We start from the raw sequence: 19,398 nt of genomic DNA on the forward strand, positions 1-19,398 counted from the left end.
CCTTGGGACGCGTCAAAAAGCACGGACGCGTCCGGGACTGCACCCGCTAGGGCCGCAGCAACGCGGAAGGCCGCGACACAGCGCGATTTAGTACGGCGTGAGGGAGTGCCATCCCGGACAAATCGGGGTCGATGCGACCAATTTGGGGTCGATCAATATCGTCGACGTTTTTCGCAAGGAAAGGCCGCAAGCCTGAGGAAATCGTGGCTGGTTTGTTGCACCAAGGCGTACCCGCTCAGGATCAACGCGGCAAAGGATCGGGGGACACCACACAGCGAGGGACAGATTCGCAGCGCATGCCAGCCCGAGACCGAGAAACTCTGTGGTGGTCAGGAGCGAAGAGCCGGCCGTTGCCTGCGAAGCCAGAAGCCACTCGGCAAGCTGATCTGAGCACCGAGGCAAGTCCAGGACCAGTTACGAGGCTTTCCTACTCGGCTTGCTGCCGGTCCGGTGGTCCCCTTGCTAAAACTGTTCACACTGCCCCGAGCACGCCGCCGGTTGCTCGGTCGATCTCTTCGAGATAGCGACGGCGCGCGAGCGACTCGGGCAAATAGCCGATCACCTTTCGGCTGTCGGCGGATTCGACCACGGCCAGAAGATCCGCCTCCGCCTTGTCGAACACGGCCATCGCGGTCTTCACGTTCATCTCGGGCAGCAGCACGTCGTCGAAATAGCGCGCGAGCTCCACCACCTGGATGTCGTCCGCGATGGTATCGAGCTCAACGGAATAAAGTTCTGGAAGCAGCACCAGTCCGCAATATTCGTCGGCGTCGTTGACGACCACGATCGCCTGCAGCGAGCTCAAGGGGAACTCGTCGCGGCAGGCCGCGATGGTCGAGGTCGATGGCGCCTTGGCGACGTCGCTACGCATCATCCGCTCCACCGACAGGTTGCGCAGCCAGCCGACGTCGTTGGCACTTCGGATGGTCTCCCCGCGCAGGTGCAGGCGCCAGGTCGAGAACGAATGGCCGAAACTGAAGCGGACGCAGATGCTGGTGACGATGCAGCCAGCCAGCACAACGGCGGTGACGTCGACGCTGCGTGTCAACTCCAGCACCAGGAACGACATCGTCAGCGGACCGCCGACGATGGCGACGCCGAGCGTCGCCATGCCTGTGAGCATGCCGACCAGGGGATCAATTCCGAGCTTCGGGCTCGCGAGCATCACCAGCGCGGCGAACAATTTTCCGAGCAGGCTGCCGACGAACAGCGAGGCGAAAAAGAGACCGCCGCGGAAGCCGGAGGCGAGCGAGATCATGCACGCGGCAAGCTTCAGCACGATGATCGTCGCGATCAGGCCCGCCGCCATCTCGTGGTGCATATCGAGCACCATCGCGCCGTGGCCGGCGGCGAGCACCTGCGGCGTGACGATCGCCAGCGCGCCGACGCAAATCCCGCCGATCGCCGGCCTGATCCAGAGTGGAAGCCAGGATTGTGTGAACATGCGCTCGAACAGAACGGAGCTTCGCATCACCAGAATTCCGACACCACCGGCGATCAACGCCAGCACGATCAGGGCAAGATATTGCTCGACGCTGACCGTGCCGACGCTCGGAACTTCCAGCAAATAGGGCGATCCGCCGAACCATTGCGCGGCGAGCGCGCCCGACAGCGACGCGGCGAGAATGGGGGCTGCACTTGCCACCGAGTAAACGCCGACGATCAGCTCATAGGCATAAAACGCGCCGGTGATCGGGGCGCCGAACGCCGCCGCGATCGCGGCGGCCGCGCCGCAGCCGACGATCAGGCGGAGGTCGGTGCGCCGCAAATTGAGGAACTGGCCGAGCAGGGAGGCGACGCCCGAGCCGATCTGGGTGTAGCCCGCCTCGAGCCCGACCGACGCGCCGCAGCCGTTGGAGATCAGGGTCTGGCTCGAGACCACGACGCTGTCGCGGAGTGAGAGATGTCCGCCGCGTAGCGCGTTGGCCTCAATCGGGTCGACCGCGCTCGATATCTTCAGGCGCCGCCGCGACCACTCCATGATCCCGAGCGCGAGCCCTCCGACCGCGGGGGCGCTCAGCGCCGCCCACGGGTTGATATGGTCATGGGCGCTGAGGCGGACGTCGATCGGGATCCCGTAGATCAGGACATGGGCGATCTGGGCGACCTCGCTCATCAGCGTGACAATGGCACCCGCCATGAGGCCTACCAGGAGCGCCAGCGGGATCAGGTAGAATTCGTTGCGACGCAAAAGCGCGCGCACCCGAACCAACAATTTGTTGGTTGCTCTTCGCAGGTCAATGTGGCGGATCGCCAACACCATTCGGCTCTTGTAAGGTCCTAGCAGAGAAAGCTCAGCGGACCGGATGTGCGATGCCCATCGGGCTTTAGGCTGCTCCGCGAATCTGGACAGGTCAATGAGAATCAGAATTGCCCCTTCTGGGTGCAATTGCTGGTGGACCGACCAAGCTGGTACTCGACACTGGCCCTGATGCCATACGGCCGAGCCAAATAGCATCCTCTGCGAACTGCATGCTGCCGGGGAAGGAGTTGATCGGCCGGGTGATAGTCCTGACAGACGGTAAGGCAGGCGCCATCATCGCCTGTGGGTCCGGTGATCGATCGCGGGTTGCTAGCCAGCCCGAGCCGCCAAGGAGATCCTTCGCCATCTGGCCCGTCAGCTCCCGGGCGAAGGACTTGAGGCCTGCCATGGCGGCCGCGTCCTCGGCGACACGATGAAACGGAAGTGATGACGGTCGCTCTCGCACGCTCCGCGAGGGCACGGCCGTCGACTTCCTCGGTCTGCGGCCCGAATAGCCGCGCCTTGTCCGTGTCGTCGGCCCCCCTCGCGATGAAGATAATTGAGGTGGCGACGAACGGTGCGGCGCGCGGTGTGACGGACGACGCGGGTCTTGATGACGACGAGGCACGAGCGCCCCGTCAGCAGCCGGTTGGCCGGCACGCTGGCGATCCGGCCGCGCCCGAGGCGTGACCGGTTGCCCGTAATAATGCGGTCCGAACGGGGCACCTGCTCGCCGGCCCTCTGCGCCGCCGCAATCGCCTGCGCAATAAAGGGCCGCGCTCGCTGTGGCGTGGATGAGCAGATGCCGCCGGGCCGGATACGAAACTCACATCCTCAGCCATCGCCAACCTCGGCAATGTTTATTAGATCGTGGAGTGTCAGTGACTTGCGTGCAGCGCGCACATTGCTGCCCAGGCGAGCACCTTGTGCGGCAGGCGGAAAACCTCAAACAACACAACGAACCGACCGAGGCGCAATGTGCGCCCTTTTATCTCGCCGTCTTAATCGAGCATGCAAAGTCAACTCCCTCCTACGCTTTTTTACGATTTCTCCAAACAAGCAGCGCTCCTTATCTCGCTGCTTCGATTGCAAGTAGCGTTCGCGTCAGCATGGCCACGACTTGCATTCTCTAGGCGGAGTCAGGCATTCCTTCGCGTTCGGCACGTGGCCGTCGCATTCTCTTCATCAGGCTCGTAAACAGGGCTGTCCAAGCAATCGGGCACTCTCACCCGAAGGGCGGCAGCAGGCGAGAGATAGCGGACATTCCCCGCTTCGCGGCCCCGCCAAGGGACGCTCGTCGCGCGTTCGGATCTCTAATCTTTGCTCCTCCTCAACAAGCTGGATGCAAGACCAGCAACAGTTCCCGGTTGTCAGCGCAGCAATTGCTGCGCAGGTTTCAAGCTGAGCCGTTGTGTTACCTTGGAGCCGAGGCCGATGTGGAAGTCGGTCTCGCTGACCCACATCCGATGCAGAATGCTTGCGCGCTTGGCACAACGGCGACGATCGCGCACAGCATGCTTGACCGCTTGGCGATCCGCAGTCCCCACGCGCCCAAGGCGGTCAAGGTCCTGACGCGCAGCAGAAGGCTTGCAGCCGTCTCGCAGAGCGCCTCCCGAACGGCGATATCGCCTTGCCTAGTGATCCGGTCCTCATAGTCCACGGCGGTTCCGGACTGGTGTCGCCGCCTCGGCGTCAGGCCAAAATGCGCGCCGACCGTTCGCGATCGCGCGAAGCGCCGAGGGTCATCGACACCGACTTTGAACGAAGGGCCGCAACGGGGCCGACTCCAGGAACCGTCGTCAGACGCCGGCACACCGGATCATGTCGAACGGCCAGCAGGACCCCCCTGTGCAATTTTTCGAAGCCTTCGAAGATAGCCGCCGTGCGTCCAACATGGCTTCGATGGTCATCACGAACTGCGGTCCGGGGCGCGCTTCGAGCGTCCTAGAACATGCACGTCGAGGCGATGAACTGGAGTGGCATGGGGCATGCCGAGTATACCGCGGCGCTCGGTCTTTCGCCCGATTCGTTGAAGATCCGGCGCGACCGTCTCGAAGACTCCGGCGACGAGATGGACAGGCGATTGTTGCTTCATCCGGGTGCCCGGGCTCAATCAAGCAGCGCTGCCTATTGCGCGCGCCGCAAACACCGCTTGACGGCGGAAGCGCTGGACGGGCGGTCGAACCGGCGTCGGTTCAGCAACAAGCAGAAGCGGGCGATCGTGCAGCAGACGGAGAAGCCCGGCGTCAGCGTGGCGCAGGTTTACTGCCGCCATGGCGTTGCCACTGGTGTTCCGCTGGCTAACCGCTCGCAAGGCACCGCAACTCGCGACGGTGACGCTCGCCGACCGCGCGGCCAAGAGCTCCCGGCGCTCGCCGCCTTGCCCGATATGGTGCAGCCGCCGGACGGCATGATGGCGCTCGAGCTGGCCGATGGACGGCGTGTCTTTGCACCGGCCGGCAGCACTCCGGCTGTGGTGATGCCGCGGCTCGCCGTCGGCCGTGACGCCGTTTCTTCGCAAGTGCGGACCACTGCAGACAGTCCAAACGAAGAGCAGTGGCAGAAGCCCGAACGCGCGCTCCCGACGGAGCCAAACATACCGTCGTGCTTGCGCCCTTCCAGGGTAAAGCTGCTGCGCGCGACGGCCGTGCGGCCGCCCTAGGCCACCACCGCGCTCACAGGTCCGGTATATGTTGGTCGGGAGGGAGGAATGATCCCGCAATCTATCGAGCAGGGGAATGGCAGGTCGAAAGCACTCGTAACGCACGATCACTCCTCCCCACGTCCACACCGGAACGCAAGACCGATCACGGCAGACGCGGGCAGACGTCCTAAGTAACGGCCATCCAGCACCCCCATCGGACTGCCAGTTTCATGAGAGAAGATTCGCGCTCGCGAACACACGACAGCTATTCCATTTGGGCAACGGCCGGCTGCGCCCGTTGCGTTCCGTCTGCATCAGGCGGACGGTTCGGCTGCACAGATCGTGCGTTTTCTAGGCGCGATCCAGAATAGGCTTCCTGGCGAACAGCGCTTCTGCGGTGGCACGATATGTACTAGCAGCACTCTGCATCGAGCGCGCGAGGAGCCGCGCTCAACCGCTCGCGTCGCTGATTGGATGGCTCGTTAAAGGAAGGACCTGGCGCACGCCCGTTCCTGCCGCACCAAGGTTGTCGGGCCGCGTATGCCCACGCGTCAAGTTCGCGGTCGGACGACAACCTTGCTACTCGGTGAGCGCCACCGCTTGGCGGTTCTGTTGACCAGACTTCGACTGCGCCGATGCGCAGCGCTGCGTGCCAGCCGTCGCCTCGATGTTGCTATCTCTGCGTCCTTGAAGGCTCTTGCAGGATTCCGGCGACCGCCAGTCGAACCCATGCATTGCTTCCGCCTCATTGCACGCGACAAACAAGGATCGTGGCGCAATAATTCCGATCGATTGGGCCGCAAGAGGACCTTGGTTTGACACCGCGTGGTCTCCCGAATGACCACGTGGTGGCCGGAGACGACGATTGCTAAATCAAACTTTTGGTCGACGAATTTCTTCTAGGTCAACCCCGCACCGCGTAAGAGACGCCCCTGTTCGGTCATCCACTTAGCTCGCGCGAGGTGACTCTGGTAAGCGTTCCGTGCGCGGTCCGGCTCACGCTCTGGATCGATATGCAGCACTAATCGAGTGACTTCCCGCCAGTCCGCGCCCTCGCTGTCGGCCTGCAGAAGGCGGATGTACGTGACGACATGCCGCTCGTCATAGGTCGTCATCGCCGATTCATTCGGCGCTGCATCCGCGACGTCGGGGTCCAGCGGCGGTCTAGTCATGTGGTATACGCTACTTCATCGAAACCTGAGCCTGTCCGGTGGACCAACCTATCTAAATAGGTTGGTTATAGCCAGTGGTTTTATGGCCTACTGAATGGCTGCTTTTGCGCATGAAAGCTCGTGCGCTTGTGGCCTGGAATGTCCGCCGAATCCGCGTCGATCGCGGCATTCCGCAAGAGCAATTGGCATACGATGCGGGGATCGATCGCTCATACATGAGCGGCCTTGAACGGCAATCGGAGAACCCGACGATTGATCTGCTCGACCGACTAGCCGAAACACTGGGTGTTCAGTTGTTAGAATTCTTCCTTCAGCCGCCTAAAGGAGCGACGACACCCAAGACGTTGGCCAAGGGTCGCAAGCCGATTCGACCGAATCGCATGAAGAAGTAACTGTTCGCGGCTCATCCAGCCATCTTGGGAGTGGCTAGACGCCAAGTGTTCCACTTTTTCTAATTCGTGCCTTTGTTATCGCGAGCCGGGCCGGAGGCCCGGCGAGCGCCGGACGCGGATTCGCGTCGCCGCCGGCGATCCGGCTTGCCGGATCGGCGGCGGCGTCCAGGCACGGGGGGCCGCACAACCGCCATCCGGTTGCGCGGCCCATATCTTCAGATCGCGCGCTCCATCAAGCGCTTTGCCTTGCCTTCCAGTTCAAGGCGTGTGTCCTGATGAGCCTTGCCGCGCGCAAACGCGGTAATGCCCTGCACGAAGTCAAAGATGCTTTCCGGCTTGCGGTTTTCCTCGCCCAGAACGGTTTCAATGATCTTCGACGTCTCGGACTTGGAAAACCCGCCTCTGCGGAGGAAGCTCTCCCGATCCTCGTCCGTGCGGGCAACAATCCGCTCCCGTGCCGCCTTGATGCCGGCGACGAAGCGCGCGGGCGAGGAGTTAGCAAAGCTCGTCAATGCGGGGGCCGCTTCATGCGCGAACCGTTGTGCGGCGAATTTCGAATGCCGGATGGTGATCTCTTCGAAATTCTCGACGCCCCAGAGGTTGCGGTTCATGCAGACGGCCCGGAGATAGAAGCTGGCAATGCCCAGCGTCTTGCTGCCCACCTCGCTGTTCCAACAGTAAAAGCCCCGGAAATACAGATCCGGCGATCCGTCCGCCAAGCGCCCCGCCTCGATCGGATTGGTGTCGTCGACCAGAAACAGGAACACATCGCGATCGCTGGCGTAAAGCGTCGTCGTGTCCTTGGTCACGTCCACAAAGGGATTGTGGGTCATGGTCGCCCAGTCCAGCACGCCCGGAACCTTCCACCGCGTATCGCCCGCGCCATTCCCCGCGATCTTCATCACGGCGGCGACCAACTCATGGTCCCAGATGCGGCCGTAGTCCGGCCCGGTGGCAGCGCGGAGCTCAATGCGTCCGTTGTCGGTTTCCAGAGTCTTCACGAGCTCGGCGCGATGCGACAGCAAGCCGTGTTGCAGGTTGATCGCTGACAACGCAGCAGGAAGCTGCCGCAGATAGGATGTCGGCGCGCCCGCCAGCGTGCACAACTGGCCAAAGCTCCAATGCGTCGGCGCCACTGGCTCGTCACGTCCCGGCACCATCAGGACCAACCGCTCGGAATTCTCTCGGCTCGCCTCTACCCGGATGGCCTTGCTTTCCACCGTTCGCGCTTCCGCGCGCTCGGCCCGTCCCCGCACCGCCTCATAAAGGTGCGACAGGTTCAGGTACCGCTCGTCATCCGGTCGCGCAAACCACTCGGACGACACGCGGCCGATCCTTTGGCCGCGCGAGACGTCCACGCGAAAGCCGCCGGATGCAGGCTGTTCGCCTAGGGACAAGGTCATCATGTTCATGGTCATTCTCCTGTGGGCTGAGGTTAAAGCGCAGCGCTGCGCTGCAACCCTGCCTCGCGGCGAGCAGCGGGTGTGCAAGCGGAGTGGGCGCCTTCGCGGGGACCCGGCTGCACGGAGCGCATTAGCGCGGAGGAAGCTGGGCGGAAGGCACTCCGAAGCGCGCCGAGGGCGGAGCCCTAAGCGTTTTCAGGTCAAGATCTGGAGCGCGCTGCGCGCGCGAATTGATTTTTTGGCGGCGCGACGCGTCGCTGTCCTCGGCCGTGCGCTAGCGCTGTTGGTGGGCTCCTCGCCCGGCCGACGACCTATAGCAGGTGAGCCCGCGGCATCCTGTTCTCATCGTTCTCCGGTTTACAGCATGGCACTTGCGCTTTCTGCTTCCTTCCAAAGCGGCGCAAGAAATCGGGATAGGGGGAAGCCTCGCGGCTTCTCCCCTCCCACACCACCGGACATACGGGTCCGTATCCGGCGGTTCGGTGGATTATGCGGGCTGCTGTGCCGCGACGGAAGCCAAGCCGAGTGCCCTGAAGAACGCGATTGGCATGGCGATGGTGAGCGCGGGGCTGTTCGCGAGCCGCCAAGGGCCATGCGGGCTGCCAGCGGTTTGTGCCGCCAGATCCCGGCCGACGCCGCAGCGTCGCAGCTCGGCAAAGCGAGTGTCACCGCGCTTCCATTGTTTCCGGGCGATGGCGCGCAACCGCCGCCTGAGCCATTCGTCATGGTGTGCGCAACACCGACGGGGTTTGGCAGATGCCGAAGTAGCCGCGCCATCCGATCAGATAGCGCGATAGTTCCTTGGCAATCTGCGCGAGGCTTCGGCCGCAGGTGCGTCGTGTCAGTCCTCGGACCTTCGCCTTGAAGCGGGCAAGTGCCTGCGGCGCGATGCGCCGACGCGGTTCTTTCCCACCGATAAAGCTGAAGCCCAAGAACTTGCGAACGCTCGGTTTGGCGACCGCGCTCTTGGCTTTGTTGACCTTGAGCTTGAGGCGCTTTTCGAGGAACCGTTCGATGCCCGCCAGCACCCGCTCGCCCGCCTTCCGACTGCGCACGTAGATGTTGCAGTCGTCGGCGTAGCGCACGAAACGGTGGCCGCGTCTTTCCAGTTCCCTGTCCAGCACATCCAGCATCAGGTTCGACAATAGCGGCGAGAGCGGACCGCCCTGCGGCGTACCCTCTTCCGTCGGACTGACCAGCCCTCTCTCGAGCACACCCGCATTCAGGAATCCGCGGATCAGCTTCAGGAGGCGCTTGTCAGTCACCCGCTTGGCAACGAGCCCCATCAGGATGTCGTGGTTGACCCGGTCGAAGAACTTCTCCAGGTCGATGTCCACCACGAAGCTGTGGCCGGCCGCAATGTACCCGTTCCACCGCCTGATGCGCCGAGCGCCCCGGCCGGAAGCCGAAGCTGGTCTCGGAGAACGTCCCGTCCCAATCCGCCTGCAGCACCTGCATCACCGCCTGCTGGATCAAGCGGTCGAGCACCGTCGGGATGCCGAGCGGCCGCAGGCCGCCCGACGTCTTCGGTATCTCCACCCGCCGCACCGGCTGCGGCTTGTAGGTGCCCTCAAGCAACTGGGCTCGGATCGCTAGCCAGTGCTCCTTCAGGTGGGCCGGCAACTCATCGATGGTCATCCCATCGACGCCCGCCGCGCCCTTGTTGCGCGTCACTTGCGCCAACGCCGTCTTCAGGTTCTCACGCTCGATTACCGCTTCCATCGACGGCCCTGCGGCCGCCGGGCGTTCGAGGGCGGTGGCCGCCGCGCGCGCTTCGGACTCTTGGGCGGCGGCGTTCGGGGCTTCACCCTTCGCTCCGGTGCCCAAGTTCAGCTCGACCTGATTCTTCTGCCGCATGGCTCGCGCGAGATCACCGTTCTACTGGCCACTTCCACCGTTTGGGCCTTCGACGGCACGCCACCGCCTACTATGCCCGCTGCTGACTTCTGCGCTGCGGTCAAGTCGCCTTACGACGACCTCAGTCCCGTTACCGGGACACAGCACAGACCTCCCGAGGTAAGACCGACCGCCTTCACCGCACGCTCGCCGGATTTACCACCCCGACCCTTGATGACTATGGACTTCGCGATCACATGCTCGCTCGTCCGGCCGGGTAGGCCTCGTTATCCGGTAATTGTCCATCGAGCCGCGGCTTTGCTCCACGCTGTCTTCAGACCCCACCTCGCGATGACGCCCTTGCGCTTCGCTAATCCTTCGCCGTCATCAGGCTGGATAGAGGACTTCCACCTCCAAGCTGTCGTTCATACTCGGCACACATGCAAAAGGCCCCGCCTCCGAGGAGGCGGCGCCGATGATCGCTGAAGGATCAGTCGCCGCTGCGGCGCGACCAGATCAGGGTGAAGCCCTCGTCGCCGTCGACCTTCACCAGCGAGGCGTAGATCGGGGCCGGAAAGCTCGGATCGTCGAGCTTGACCGAGAGGTATTCGCGATCGCTTTCGCGGGCGGTCTTCTTCCAGGCCGCGCCGAGCTCGGTGGTGCCGGCGAAGATGCGATAGTCGGGCGCCTTGTCGTTGTCCTTCTCGGATGCGGCGAACCGTGCCTTGATGTTCAGCGTCAGCGTCTTGATCGAGCCGGTGTAGCCGTTGTCCGACGTGGTGAAGGTGCCGATGGTAGCCATGATCATCTCCGTTTGTTGCTCGGGCCGCGCCCATCGCAGCCTCGATGGCGATCCTTGGCCCGGGGAGCGATCGGCCCGCAGCCGTCAGGCCCGCAGCGCAGCGGAGGACGGCGACAAGCCTGCTTTTTTGTCTTCCGCGAGGAATGCCGGCCCTTCGCGGCAGGGGAAAAAAGCAGGCGCAGCCGTTGCGGGAAGGCGATCGAGGCCTTGGCCGGCCCTCGGGCCTAATCAGCCCATTCGAGGTTGCGTTGGACGCGCCATGAACGAACTGACGGAGACGACAATGGCGGCCGCCACCGGCGCAGCACAAGGACTTGAGTAAAATCGATCGGGCACATGCTGACATCAGCGCGTGAATGCCAAGAAAGACGCCCCCTCGGAAAACGCCAGCGCCCCTCGTCGCAGTCCCGCGTGCCGAGGCGAAGCTACGTCTGGAGCGATGCGGCAGACCGCAATCTCAATGCTCTAGGCATTAGACGAGCAGCGCGTCCGGCCTTCTCGCTCGCTGCTGATTGACGAGCACGACACAGCCGTCCCTTGGCCGCCGCCGACGGCACAGATTAGAGTGACCGAGGTCTTGATCGTGGCGGGGCTTTCATGCCGCGGTCGCCGCTGTGCGGCAATCATATCAGCCGCGCGCGCCTATCGCGCTCGCGCGCGAGCGCCGCGCCGGCGGCGCGACGTTAGCGCTCGGCGCCATGTACAGCGGTGGCCTCAACATCCCCTCCGATCGCGCCAGCGCGGAAGCGATGGCCAGGGCGACGGGGAATTGGCGTGATTGTCTTGGCAGGAATTGAAGGCAGTGCGAGGTTGTTGGTGGCCGCGCCTCCGTTTCGAGGTACGAAATTTCGGGCAAAGGGGCGGAGGGAGAGAATCTAGAAAAAGAATTGCTCATCTGCTGCGGCTGAGGTCCCCTCGCCAGGGGAGAATAGCCGAATTTCCAGGGCTCTCCGTACTACGTAGACCATGCAAATTGGCCCGAACAGCTGCCTGCCCTAAAGCCTCTGGATTTCGGCCGGTGGACGGCCCGTCTGCAAGCCCTCACGGGCCGAGGCCGTCCTCATCACGGCGGCAAAACTCTTGCGCTCGTCGGCCAAGCCTTCGGCCAGAGAACGGTCGAGGGCCGCGCGGGTAAGGCGTTTGGCGAACGCCAAGCCCTCGGCCCCCCGGCTCGATAGTTCGGCGCCGATCTCTAGGGCGCGCGCGAGCGGATCATCAACGACCTCATGCACAATCCCGATCTCGTGGGCACGCGGTCCTGTCACCGTCAGCCCGCGCAGGATCGTCTCGAGCGCCCTGGCCTCCCCAATGATCCTGGGCAAGCGCTGCGTGCCGCCACCACCCGGAAAGATGCCGATACGGGTTTCCGGCAATCCGATGGACGGGACGGTATTTCCCGCGATGCGCAGGTCGCATGCTAGCGATAGCTCGAAGCCGCCGCCCATACACAGGCCATTGATCGCAGCGACGACCGGCTTCTCGACAGCTGCAATCAGGTCCGTGAGCGCGTGGAAGCCAGGCGGTCGAGGACCAGGCGGCGACGGCGGGCGCGGCGCTCCAGACTCAATCGCATCTGCGGCGTCGGAGAGTTCCCCGACGTCGTAATGACGGATAAAAATGCCGAGTTGCCTCCTGTGATGACTATGACCCGCACCGATGGGTCTTCTCCTGCAGCCGCAACTGCATCAAACATCTCGGCCGCCCCTCAATCTGCTGGAGAGCTTGGGGCGTCTGCGCATGAGAACCATTCCATCCACGAATCCAGCCTGAACAAACAAGCGGCGTACACTTATCGGGATCGCTGAAGCGGAAGATCAAGCGTCGTAGGTTCTGATAGCCGAAAGGACGGTTCAATGTCCGATCTCTTACTTGGTCCGGCCCCACAACTCATACATGGGGTACCTCGGAGGTGGTATCGGCTTGCGCGCAGTTCATCTCATGGAGCGGGGCTGTGGCATGGTGACTGATGTCCAATCAGTCACACGGTGGTAGTGTATTAAACATATTACGTCGAATTTCAGGACCTGTTCGTGGGTTATCTGGCTAACGTCTGCGCAGGAATGCCGGCGTGGGCCGCCATCGAAGCTAAATCGCGCGAACGCCATGTAAGGGACCTTCAACGCTGCGAAGGAGAAGTCATGGTCACCGATCCTACGTTCCAACCCAGCACACCTGGCGTCGAGATTGAAGCGCATGCCTCGCCTGCTGCCGCGGGACCGGTAAAAGCCCGGGCCACGCTGGTCATTGCCACTCACCACGAAATCACAGCAGCCGGAATAGAGACCGTCTTGCATGCGGCCGGCTACCGTGTCGCGGCGCGCTGCTCGTCCGAAGATGACCTCGTGCGCTCCTTGGGTGCCCTCCGCCCGAATATCATCATGCTGGCGGAAAACATGGTTGGACGGGAACCCACCAGAATGGTCTCACGGCTGCGGGCCTGCAACCGCTCTGTGGCACTGATCTTCCTGCTGGAGCGCGATGCAGTGACGGCGTCGGATCTGCTGGTTCTAGACGTGGACGGGATTCTGTCGATCGGGGTCTGCGCCATGAGCTTCATCGATTGTGTGAGGAGCGTGCATCACGGCCGGAAGTGGATGGACCCAGATTTGTTGCGCGGGCTTGCGATAGCGGAACGGTCCTCCCCGATTACGCGCAGCCTGACGTTACGCGAAGCTGATATCGCCCATCTCGTAGCGCGAGGCCTGCACAACAAGCAAATCGCTCGCGAACTTCATCTGTCGGAAGGCGGCGTGAAGATGCACTTACATCATATCTACGAGAAGTTTGGCCTGAGCGGTAGAACGCAGTTAGCGCTGTCGATGGCCTCAGTGATGCACACGTAGAGTATCGATCGCTGAGCTCTGCCCCGCAGTGGAACGGGTCTGCACCTGCGGCGCGTGCCACAGGTCCGCATTGATTGCGATATCGATAATCCAATCTACCCGAATCTCTTTTGATCACTATCGGATGGAAGGCTGGTTCTATCCGAAGATGACTTGCTCGCGACGCGTGATGCGACGATGTAGAGCGTGCGCAGGGGGTTATTGCACGCAGGGTGACGCTAATGAATCCAGCTCTCGCTCAAAGGAGCAATCCCATGTCACTGAGAAATCTGACGGTTGCAACAACCCTGGCCGCGTTGACCGCTGTTGGCGGAGCCTGGTTCTCGCCGGCCGCCCACGCAGGCAGCACCAAGGACTGCGGGACTACGACCAGCACCACGACGTCGGACGTGACGAACCCGCCTAATGGAAATGCGGGCTTCACCCAGACGACGACCACAACGACCAGCACCACCCAAACCTCCGCCTGCAACAGCGCCAGCGACAACAAACAGACGACCACGACCACCTCTTCGACCGGCCCGACGACCAACAAGGGCGGCGGGACTCCGGGCGGCCACTGACGGTGTACCGAGCACTGAATAGGAGCGCAACATGCTGAAAACACTGCTAGTTGGATTCGCCTTGACCTTGACCGCTGTCGGCGGAGCCTGGTTCTCGCCGGCCCTCGCAGACAACGTCAAGACCTGCGACACCTCGACAACCACCGTGACCCCGCCTAATGGAAACGCGGGTTTCACGCAGACGACGACGACCACCCAGACCTCCGCCTGCGGCAGCGCCAGCGACAACAAACAGACGACCACGACCGGCCCCACCACGAACAAGGGTGGCGGAACTCCGGGCGGCCATCAATAGAGCGGGCTACGCGCGCGCTATCGGACAAAGTGGCCGGGCGGCTCCTCGGGAGCCGCCCTCCTCGCGCAAGGCACGTCTCTCATGAAGCTGCTGCTGGGATCTCTGGTCGCCGTCGCTTTGGGGGCGACCGCATACAATCGGGGGATTCTCCCCGAAAATGCGTGGGATTCCGCCTGGACTCAAGCGGCGCGGTACCTTCCCGAATTGCTGGTGAACGCCCCTCCAGAAGGTCCTAAATACCTTCTTGCGCCGGTGCGCCAGGGGGACATCGCCACGACCGTGACGGCGAGTGGCGCGTTGTCGGCAATCACGACCGTGCTCGTCAGCTCGCAGGTGTCCGGGCAGATGCTCCGCATCCTGGCGGACTACAACGCGGAGGTTCGTCGGGGTGACGTGATCGCTCAGATCGATCCGCTCAGCTTTCAGATCGCTTTGGAGCAAGCGCAAAGCGAATTGAGTGTCGCCGAAGCGGCCGTGGTGATTCAGGAGCGTGTTCAGGAAAAGGCGGGCGCCGATCTCGCCAGCGCCGCCGCCGCGACGGAGAGGGCTGGCTTCGCGACGGAGCGCGAGCGCATCGTGGTCGCCGAGGCCCAGCGCGACCTGGAGCGCAAGCGGACCTTGGCCAGGGGGGACAACGTCTCTCAGGTTGAGTTATCCAGGACACAGGCTGCCTTCGACATGGCGGTTCAAAACTACAAGTCGGCAGAGGCCGACGAGCGCACCAAGATCGCACTCGCTCAGGCGGCCGAGTCAGCGCGCCGCTCGGCCGAGGCGCAGGTGATTCATGCCAACGCGGTCGTGCAGCAAAGACGTGCGACCTTAAAGGCTGCACAGACCGAACTGGAGCGTACCAAGATCCGCTCGCCTGTCGATGGAGTAGTGATCGGGCGCACCATCGAGGAGGGTCAGCAGGTCACTGTCACCCTGCAAACCCAGACGCTGTTCACGGTCGCTCAGGACCTCCGCGAGATGCAGATTAAGATCTCAGTCGATGAGGCAGACATCGGCAAGATCCGGGAGGGCCAGCCGGTCATCTACACGGTGGACAGCTTCCCCGGACGCGAGTTCCGGGCCGAGGTGAAGCAGATCCGCAAGGACCCCCAGGAGAAACAGAACGTCGTCACCTACGTGGTGGTGGCCAACGCGCCGAACCCGGACAAGATGCTGATGCCCGGCATGACGGCAAACGCCCGCATTGTCATCGACGCCCACACGAACGTGCACAAGGTGCCGGTCGCGGCATTGCGCTTTGCCCCATCCGGAGCGCGCGGACCGGAAGCTTCCCACCTCTGGACCTTGGGGCAGGATAAACGGCCAAGGCCGATTCCCGTTCGCGTGGGGCTGTCGGACGGCAGCATGGTCGAGGTCTCCATCGCCGAGCCGGTCGAGGAGATCATCGTCGGCGTCGATCAGAGAGAGTTGCCGCCCACCATCACGCGGCGGATCATCGGGAGCATGTAGATGCCGCTGGTGGCCGTCTCAGATCTGACAAAAACTTACGTGGTCGGCCAGACGGCGGTGCCCGCGCTCCGGGGAGTGTCGCTCGCCATCGACAGGGGTGAATTCGTCGCCGTCATGGGCGCGTCGGGCTCCGGCAAGTCGACCTTGATGAACCTTCTCGGCTGCCTCGACGCCCCCAGCAGCGGCACTTATCACCTCGCCGGAGAGGACGTGCTGCGCCTGTCGAGCAACAGGCTCGCGGCGGTCCGCAACGCAAGTATCGGCTTCGTGTTCCAGCAGTTCAATCTGCTGGCGCGGGCGACGGCGCTCGAAAACGTCGAGCTTCCGATGGTTTATGCCGGCCTCGGGTGGCGCGAACGCAGGCGCCGGGCGCGCAATGCCCTGGCGCAGGTCGGCCTCTCGGACCGCGGGCACCATCGCCCCTCGCAATTGTCCGGCGGACAGCAGCAACGGGTCGCCATAGCCCGTGCCCTGGTGAACCAGCCGCTTCTCCTGCTCGCCGACGAGCCCACTGGTGCGCTCGACTCGGTGACTTCTGAGGAGATCATGGCCGCCCTGGTCCGCCTCAACGAAGGCGGCCTCACGGTGATCGTCGTGACTCACGACGCCGAGGTCGCTCGCTATGCCCGCCGGGTCATCCATTTCAAAGACGGCAGAGTAGTCTCCGATGATCTGAACCAACACATCCGGGCCGCCGCGTGAAACTCGTCAACAGCACCTTTGCGGCGTTGCGCGCCGTTCGCGTCAACAAGCTGCGCAGCGCGCTGACCATGCTCGGCATCGTTTTGGGAGTGTCATCGGTGACCGTCATGATGGCGGTCGGGGGCGGGGCGAGCCAGCGCATCCAGACCGAAATGCGCAATCTCGGGGCGAACACCATCGTGTTGAACTCGGGGGCGCTGAAGAGGAGCGGGGTGTCCAAGGGACAGGGGTCACGACCGAGCGTGACGCTCGCCGACGCGCAGGCCGTCGAGAACGAAATCCCGGCTGTGGTCGCGGCCTCGCCGCAGCACAACTTCGCGGGGATGCAACTGATCTATGGCAATGCGAACTGGTCCACCCTGGTCACCGGTACGACGCCCGAGTATCTCACCATCCGCAACTGGTCCGTGAGCCGGGGCCGCGCCTTTGACCGTGAGGACGTGATCCAGGGCAGCAAGGTGGCCTTGCTCGGCCGGACCGTGGCCGAAAAACTGTTTGGCAATCAGAGCCCGGTGGGGCAGGAAATTCGCGTCAATCGCATTCCGATGACGGTGATCGGCGAACTGGCCGCCAAGGGACAAAGCCTGGCTGGGCTCGACACTGACGACACCGCTGTCCTCCCGATCTCGACCGCGCTCAATCGGGTCATCGGGCGCAATCCCGCCAATCCTCGGGCGATCTCGGGCGTGATCATAAAGGTGCGCGACGGCGCCAACATGGCTTCGGTCTTCGCCGAGATTCGGCAGGTCGTGCGCGAGCGCCACGGCCTCCTGCCGGCTCAGGAGGACGATTTTCACCTGATCAACCTAACAGAGGTAATGCGGGCCAAGGAGGACTCGGCACGGGCGCTCGGGATTCTGCTTGCCGCTATCGCGTCCGTCTCGCTTTTGGTTGGCGGGATCGGCATCATGAACATCATGCTCGTCTCGGTCACTGAGCGGATCCGCGAAATCGGGCTGCGGCTCGCGGTGGGAGCCCGGCGAAGCGACATCCTGGGCCAATTCCTGGTCGAGGCGACGATACTGTCCCTGATCGGTGGCATCGCTGGGGTCGCCCTGGGCTTGGGCGGCGCCGTGGCCGTCGAGCGCTACGCCAACCTGGGCGTGGTGCTCAACGGACAGCTCAGCCTTGTCGCCATGGCCTTCGCCGCGGGAGTGGGCATTTTCTTCGGCTTCTACCCGGCCTGGAAGGCGTCACTGCTGCAACCCGTCGAAGCCCTGCGCTCGGACTAGGCCCGCGAGCGCTGGGGGCGAGCGTACCGCAGCCGAATATGCAGCGTTGGGTACCGCACCTGCCCAAACTTCGCGCGAGCGCCGCGCGCCAGACTCCAAGCTGCGCGCAGCAGGCGCACGACGTTCTGATGCCGATCTATGGCTGGTTTAGCGAGGGTTTGGAGACGCTTTTGCGGTAGCAAGCTTCACAGTCGAACTACAGAATCCGCTCTCGCCGACGAACCAAATTCCCTAGTCTAGGTCGAACGGGGAGCACGTCCGGCTCCTGAGGAATGGCCGCTTCCGGACTTGGTCGTGTAAAAACGCCAGTCCCGAGGCAGTCGGGACTGGATTGGTGTCATGCCGCGATCGCAGCCATCAGCGGCTTGATCCCGACGATGTTCATGACCCGTGTCAGATTGTAGGCCAGGACGGAGAGCGCCATTTCGGCCGCCACTTTCGGAAGCGTTTTGGTGAGGAAGTGTGTCGCTCCCATGCGGGCCTTCATGGTGCCGAACGGATGCTCGACAGTTTCGCGGCGCTGACGCATGGCGTGCGGGCTTGCATCAAGGCGCTGCTGCACAGCCTCGAGCAGATGCTCATGCTCCCATCGCGTAATCCGCCGTTCTGACCCAGGCGTGCATTGGGTCTTGAGCGAACAGCTTTGACAGGCCGTGGTCCAGTAGCGCCGCAGCACCTTGCTGTCTTCTTCATTCGTATAGCGATATGATAGCCGCTCCCCGGCCGGGCAGCGATAGACGTCCTCCTCTGGCAAATAGGCAAAGTCCTGTTTACCGAAGCGTCCGTCTGCCTTAGCGCCGGACGTTAGCGGTTTGGGCAGAGTTACCGTGATGCCCGCTTCGTGGCACGCAAGGATCTCTGGGCTGTTGAAGTAGCCGCGATCGGCTACAGCTTCGAGCGTCTCAGTCTTCAGAACAGCCTTCGCCCGCTTGGCCATATTGGCAAGTTGTGCCCGATCCGAGCCGCTGTTCGTCACCTCGTGCGTCACAATCAGATGGTGTTCGGTGTCTACGGCGACCTGTACGTTGTAGCCGACAACACCAGAGCCGCGCCCGCTCGTCGCCATCGAGCGGCTGTCGGGGTCGGTCAGGGAGATTTGCTGGTCGGGTGACGCAAGCATCTGCTTCTCGTAGACGGCAAGCTTGCCCATTTCCTCCTTCAGTTTCGTCAGCTTCTCGGTAAGCCTCGTCACCTTCGTGGCCAGGGCCTCGGTCGGCTCCTGGCGGTCGGCCGTGTCAAGTTGGCTCAGATAGCGCGCGACGCTCTCCTCCAACTGAGCACGCCGTCGCTCCATCTTCGCGCGCGTGAAGTTCCTGTCCCGGTTGTTCACGGCCTTGAACTTGCTGCCATCGATGGCGACGCTCGCCGTCGCCAGCAGACCCATCTCTCGGCAGAGTTCGACGAAGCGCGCACATACCCTGCGCAGCGCCAGGCCGTTGTCCTTGCGGAAGTCCGCAATCGTCTTGTGATCGGGAGCGAGCCGACCCAGCAGCCACATCACCTCGACGTTGCGCCCGGCCTCTCGTTCCAGCCGCCGGCTCGACTGTACCCGGTTCAGATAACCGTAAATGTAAAGCTTCAGGAGCACCGAGGGATGGTACGACGGCCGACCGGTGGCCGCCGGCTCCACACCCTCAAAGCCCATCTCAGCCAAACCGAGCGCATCGACAAATACGTCGATCACGCGAACAGGGTTGCTCTCGTCAATGAAGTCATCGAGGCATTCGGGCAACAGCGACCGCTGTCCACGATCCGCCTCTTCAACGAAGCGCCTCATCGATTCCCCCAAAGAATCACAGGAGAATCATAAC

General features: G+C 63.1%; 17 protein-coding genes and 1 pseudogene. 7 read left to right on the forward strand and 11 right to left on the reverse strand.

Annotation, left to right across the window (positions count from 1 at the left end; all coding sequences use genetic code 11):
• Positions 1–472 precede the first annotated feature (472 nt).
• The 3 genes and pseudogenes from ACVIYL_RS07750 to ACVIYL_RS07760 all read right to left on the reverse strand — a co-directional run bounded on the left by ACVIYL_RS07750 (position 473) and on the right by ACVIYL_RS07760 (position 4,055).
• Positions 473–2,263, reverse strand: a complete 1,791-nt coding sequence (locus ACVIYL_RS07750; protein ID WP_456778178.1) for a chloride channel protein — start codon at positions 2,261–2,263, stop codon at positions 473–475.
• Between the two features lie 310 nt (positions 2,264–2,573).
• Positions 2,574–3,061, reverse strand: a pseudogene (locus tag ACVIYL_RS07755) (type VI secretion protein); the annotation flags it as partial.
• A gap of 595 nt (positions 3,062–3,656) precedes the next feature.
• A complete protein-coding gene (locus ACVIYL_RS07760) occupies positions 3,657–4,055 on the reverse strand; it encodes a transposase (RefSeq protein ID WP_456778179.1) in 399 nt (132 codons plus the stop codon).
• 138 nt (positions 4,056–4,193) lie between these two features.
• On the opposite strand from ACVIYL_RS07760, the gene ACVIYL_RS07765 reads away from it, so the two are divergent.
• Complete coding sequence (locus ACVIYL_RS07765) at positions 4,194–4,904, forward strand: IS66 family insertion sequence element accessory protein TnpB (protein ID WP_456778180.1); 711 nt, start codon at positions 4,194–4,196, stop codon at positions 4,902–4,904.
• A gap of 881 nt (positions 4,905–5,785) precedes the next feature.
• Here ACVIYL_RS07765 and ACVIYL_RS07770 read toward each other — a convergent pair.
• Positions 5,786–6,058 (reverse strand): DUF2285 domain-containing protein, encoded by a 273-nt coding sequence (locus ACVIYL_RS07770; RefSeq protein ID WP_456778181.1) that lies wholly within the window; start codon positions 6,056–6,058, stop codon positions 5,786–5,788.
• A 110-nt stretch (positions 6,059–6,168) separates the two neighbouring features.
• Between ACVIYL_RS07770 and ACVIYL_RS07775 the strand changes: the two genes are divergently transcribed.
• Positions 6,169–6,450 (forward strand): helix-turn-helix domain-containing protein, encoded by a 282-nt coding sequence (locus ACVIYL_RS07775; protein WP_456778182.1) that lies wholly within the window; start codon positions 6,169–6,171, stop codon positions 6,448–6,450.
• 215 nt (positions 6,451–6,665) lie between these two features.
• On the opposite strand, the gene ACVIYL_RS07780 is transcribed toward ACVIYL_RS07775, so the two are convergent.
• The 5 genes from ACVIYL_RS07780 to ACVIYL_RS07800 all read right to left on the reverse strand — a co-directional run bounded on the left by ACVIYL_RS07780 (position 6,666) and on the right by ACVIYL_RS07800 (position 12,149).
• Positions 6,666–7,856: a DUF932 domain-containing protein gene (locus ACVIYL_RS07780; protein WP_456781794.1), complete on the reverse strand. Its 1,191-nt coding sequence runs from the start codon at positions 7,854–7,856 to the stop codon at positions 6,666–6,668.
• A 719-nt stretch (positions 7,857–8,575) separates the two neighbouring features.
• On the reverse strand, positions 8,576–9,193 hold the full coding sequence (locus ACVIYL_RS07785) for a reverse transcriptase domain-containing protein (RefSeq protein WP_456778183.1): 618 nt from the start codon (positions 9,191–9,193) through the stop codon (positions 8,576–8,578).
• The gene (locus tag ACVIYL_RS07790; RefSeq protein ID WP_456778184.1) at positions 9,111–9,710 is read right to left on the reverse strand and encodes a reverse transcriptase domain-containing protein; all 600 of its coding nucleotides are present in this window, start codon (positions 9,708–9,710) and stop codon (positions 9,111–9,113) included. Before ACVIYL_RS07790 ends, ACVIYL_RS07785 begins: the two co-directional genes overlap by 83 nt.
• Positions 9,711–10,179: 469 nt before the next feature.
• Positions 10,180–10,491, reverse strand: a complete 312-nt coding sequence (locus ACVIYL_RS07795) for a DUF736 domain-containing protein (RefSeq protein ID WP_456778185.1) — start codon at positions 10,489–10,491, stop codon at positions 10,180–10,182.
• Between the two features lie 995 nt (positions 10,492–11,486).
• Entirely contained in the window at positions 11,487–12,149 is a 663-nt protein-coding gene (locus ACVIYL_RS07800) for an enoyl-CoA hydratase/isomerase family protein (RefSeq protein WP_456781795.1), read from the reverse strand.
• A gap of 480 nt (positions 12,150–12,629) precedes the next feature.
• On the opposite strand from ACVIYL_RS07800, the gene ACVIYL_RS07805 reads away from it, so the two are divergent.
• Positions 12,630–13,334, forward strand: coding sequence for a LuxR C-terminal-related transcriptional regulator (locus ACVIYL_RS07805; RefSeq protein ID WP_456778186.1), 705 nt, complete (start codon positions 12,630–12,632; stop codon positions 13,332–13,334).
• Between the two features lie 238 nt (positions 13,335–13,572).
• On the opposite strand, the gene ACVIYL_RS07810 is transcribed toward ACVIYL_RS07805, so the two are convergent.
• On the reverse strand, positions 13,573–13,869 hold the full coding sequence (locus ACVIYL_RS07810) for a hypothetical protein (RefSeq protein WP_456778187.1): 297 nt from the start codon (positions 13,867–13,869) through the stop codon (positions 13,573–13,575).
• 59 nt (positions 13,870–13,928) lie between these two features.
• On the opposite strand from ACVIYL_RS07810, the gene ACVIYL_RS07815 reads away from it, so the two are divergent.
• The 4 genes from ACVIYL_RS07815 (at position 13,929) to ACVIYL_RS07830 (ending at position 17,587) form a co-directional block, all read left to right on the forward strand.
• Positions 13,929–14,192 carry a hypothetical protein gene (locus ACVIYL_RS07815; protein ID WP_456778188.1) on the forward strand — a complete coding sequence of 88 codons (264 nt, stop codon included), beginning with the start codon at positions 13,929–13,931 and terminating at the stop codon, positions 14,190–14,192.
• Positions 14,193–14,273: 81 nt separating this feature from the next.
• Positions 14,274–15,653, forward strand: a complete 1,380-nt coding sequence (locus ACVIYL_RS07820; protein ID WP_456778189.1) for an efflux RND transporter periplasmic adaptor subunit — start codon at positions 14,274–14,276, stop codon at positions 15,651–15,653.
• Complete coding sequence (locus ACVIYL_RS07825; RefSeq protein WP_456778190.1) at positions 15,654–16,355, forward strand: ABC transporter ATP-binding protein; 702 nt, start codon at positions 15,654–15,656, stop codon at positions 16,353–16,355.
• Positions 16,352–17,587: an ABC transporter permease gene (locus tag ACVIYL_RS07830; protein ID WP_456778191.1), complete on the forward strand. Its 1,236-nt coding sequence runs from the start codon at positions 16,352–16,354 to the stop codon at positions 17,585–17,587. The genes ACVIYL_RS07825 and ACVIYL_RS07830 overlap by 4 nt, the downstream gene beginning before the upstream one ends.
• A gap of 337 nt (positions 17,588–17,924) precedes the next feature.
• Here the strand turns inward: ACVIYL_RS07830 and ACVIYL_RS07835 are convergent, their stop codons facing one another.
• Positions 17,925–19,364 (reverse strand): IS1182 family transposase, encoded by a 1,440-nt coding sequence (locus tag ACVIYL_RS07835; RefSeq protein ID WP_253607763.1) that lies wholly within the window; start codon positions 19,362–19,364, stop codon positions 17,925–17,927.
• Positions 19,365–19,398: the final 34 nt, after the last annotated feature.

It is taken from the genome of Bradyrhizobium sp. USDA 3315 (assembly GCF_054056795.1).

Coding starts and splice junctions, on each gene's coding strand:
- ACVIYL_RS07805 (WP_456778186.1), top strand. CDS start 12,630: ATGGTCACCGATCCTACGTTCCAACCCAGCACACCTGGCGTCGAGATT.
- ACVIYL_RS07820 (WP_456778189.1), top strand. CDS start 14,274: ATGAAGCTGCTGCTGGGATCTCTGGTCGCCGTCGCTTTGGGGGCGACC.
- ACVIYL_RS07765 (WP_456778180.1), top strand. CDS start 4,194: ATGCACGTCGAGGCGATGAACTGGAGTGGCATGGGGCATGCCGAGTAT.
- ACVIYL_RS07780 (WP_456781794.1), bottom strand. CDS start 7,856: ATGATGACCTTGTCCCTAGGCGAACAGCCTGCATCCGGCGGCTTTCGC.
- ACVIYL_RS07795 (WP_456778185.1), bottom strand. CDS start 10,491: ATGGCTACCATCGGCACCTTCACCACGTCGGACAACGGCTACACCGGC.
- ACVIYL_RS07770 (WP_456778181.1), bottom strand. CDS start 6,058: ATGACTAGACCGCCGCTGGACCCCGACGTCGCGGATGCAGCGCCGAAT.
- ACVIYL_RS07775 (WP_456778182.1), top strand. CDS start 6,169: ATGAAAGCTCGTGCGCTTGTGGCCTGGAATGTCCGCCGAATCCGCGTC.
- ACVIYL_RS07815 (WP_456778188.1), top strand. CDS start 13,929: ATGCTGAAAACACTGCTAGTTGGATTCGCCTTGACCTTGACCGCTGTC.
- ACVIYL_RS07835 (WP_253607763.1), bottom strand. CDS start 19,364: ATGAGGCGCTTCGTTGAAGAGGCGGATCGTGGACAGCGGTCGCTGTTG.
- ACVIYL_RS07825 (WP_456778190.1), top strand. CDS start 15,654: ATGCCGCTGGTGGCCGTCTCAGATCTGACAAAAACTTACGTGGTCGGC.
- ACVIYL_RS07750 (WP_456778178.1), bottom strand. CDS start 2,263: ATGGTGTTGGCGATCCGCCACATTGACCTGCGAAGAGCAACCAACAAA.
- ACVIYL_RS07790 (WP_456778184.1), bottom strand. CDS start 9,710: ATGCGGCAGAAGAATCAGGTCGAGCTGAACTTGGGCACCGGAGCGAAG.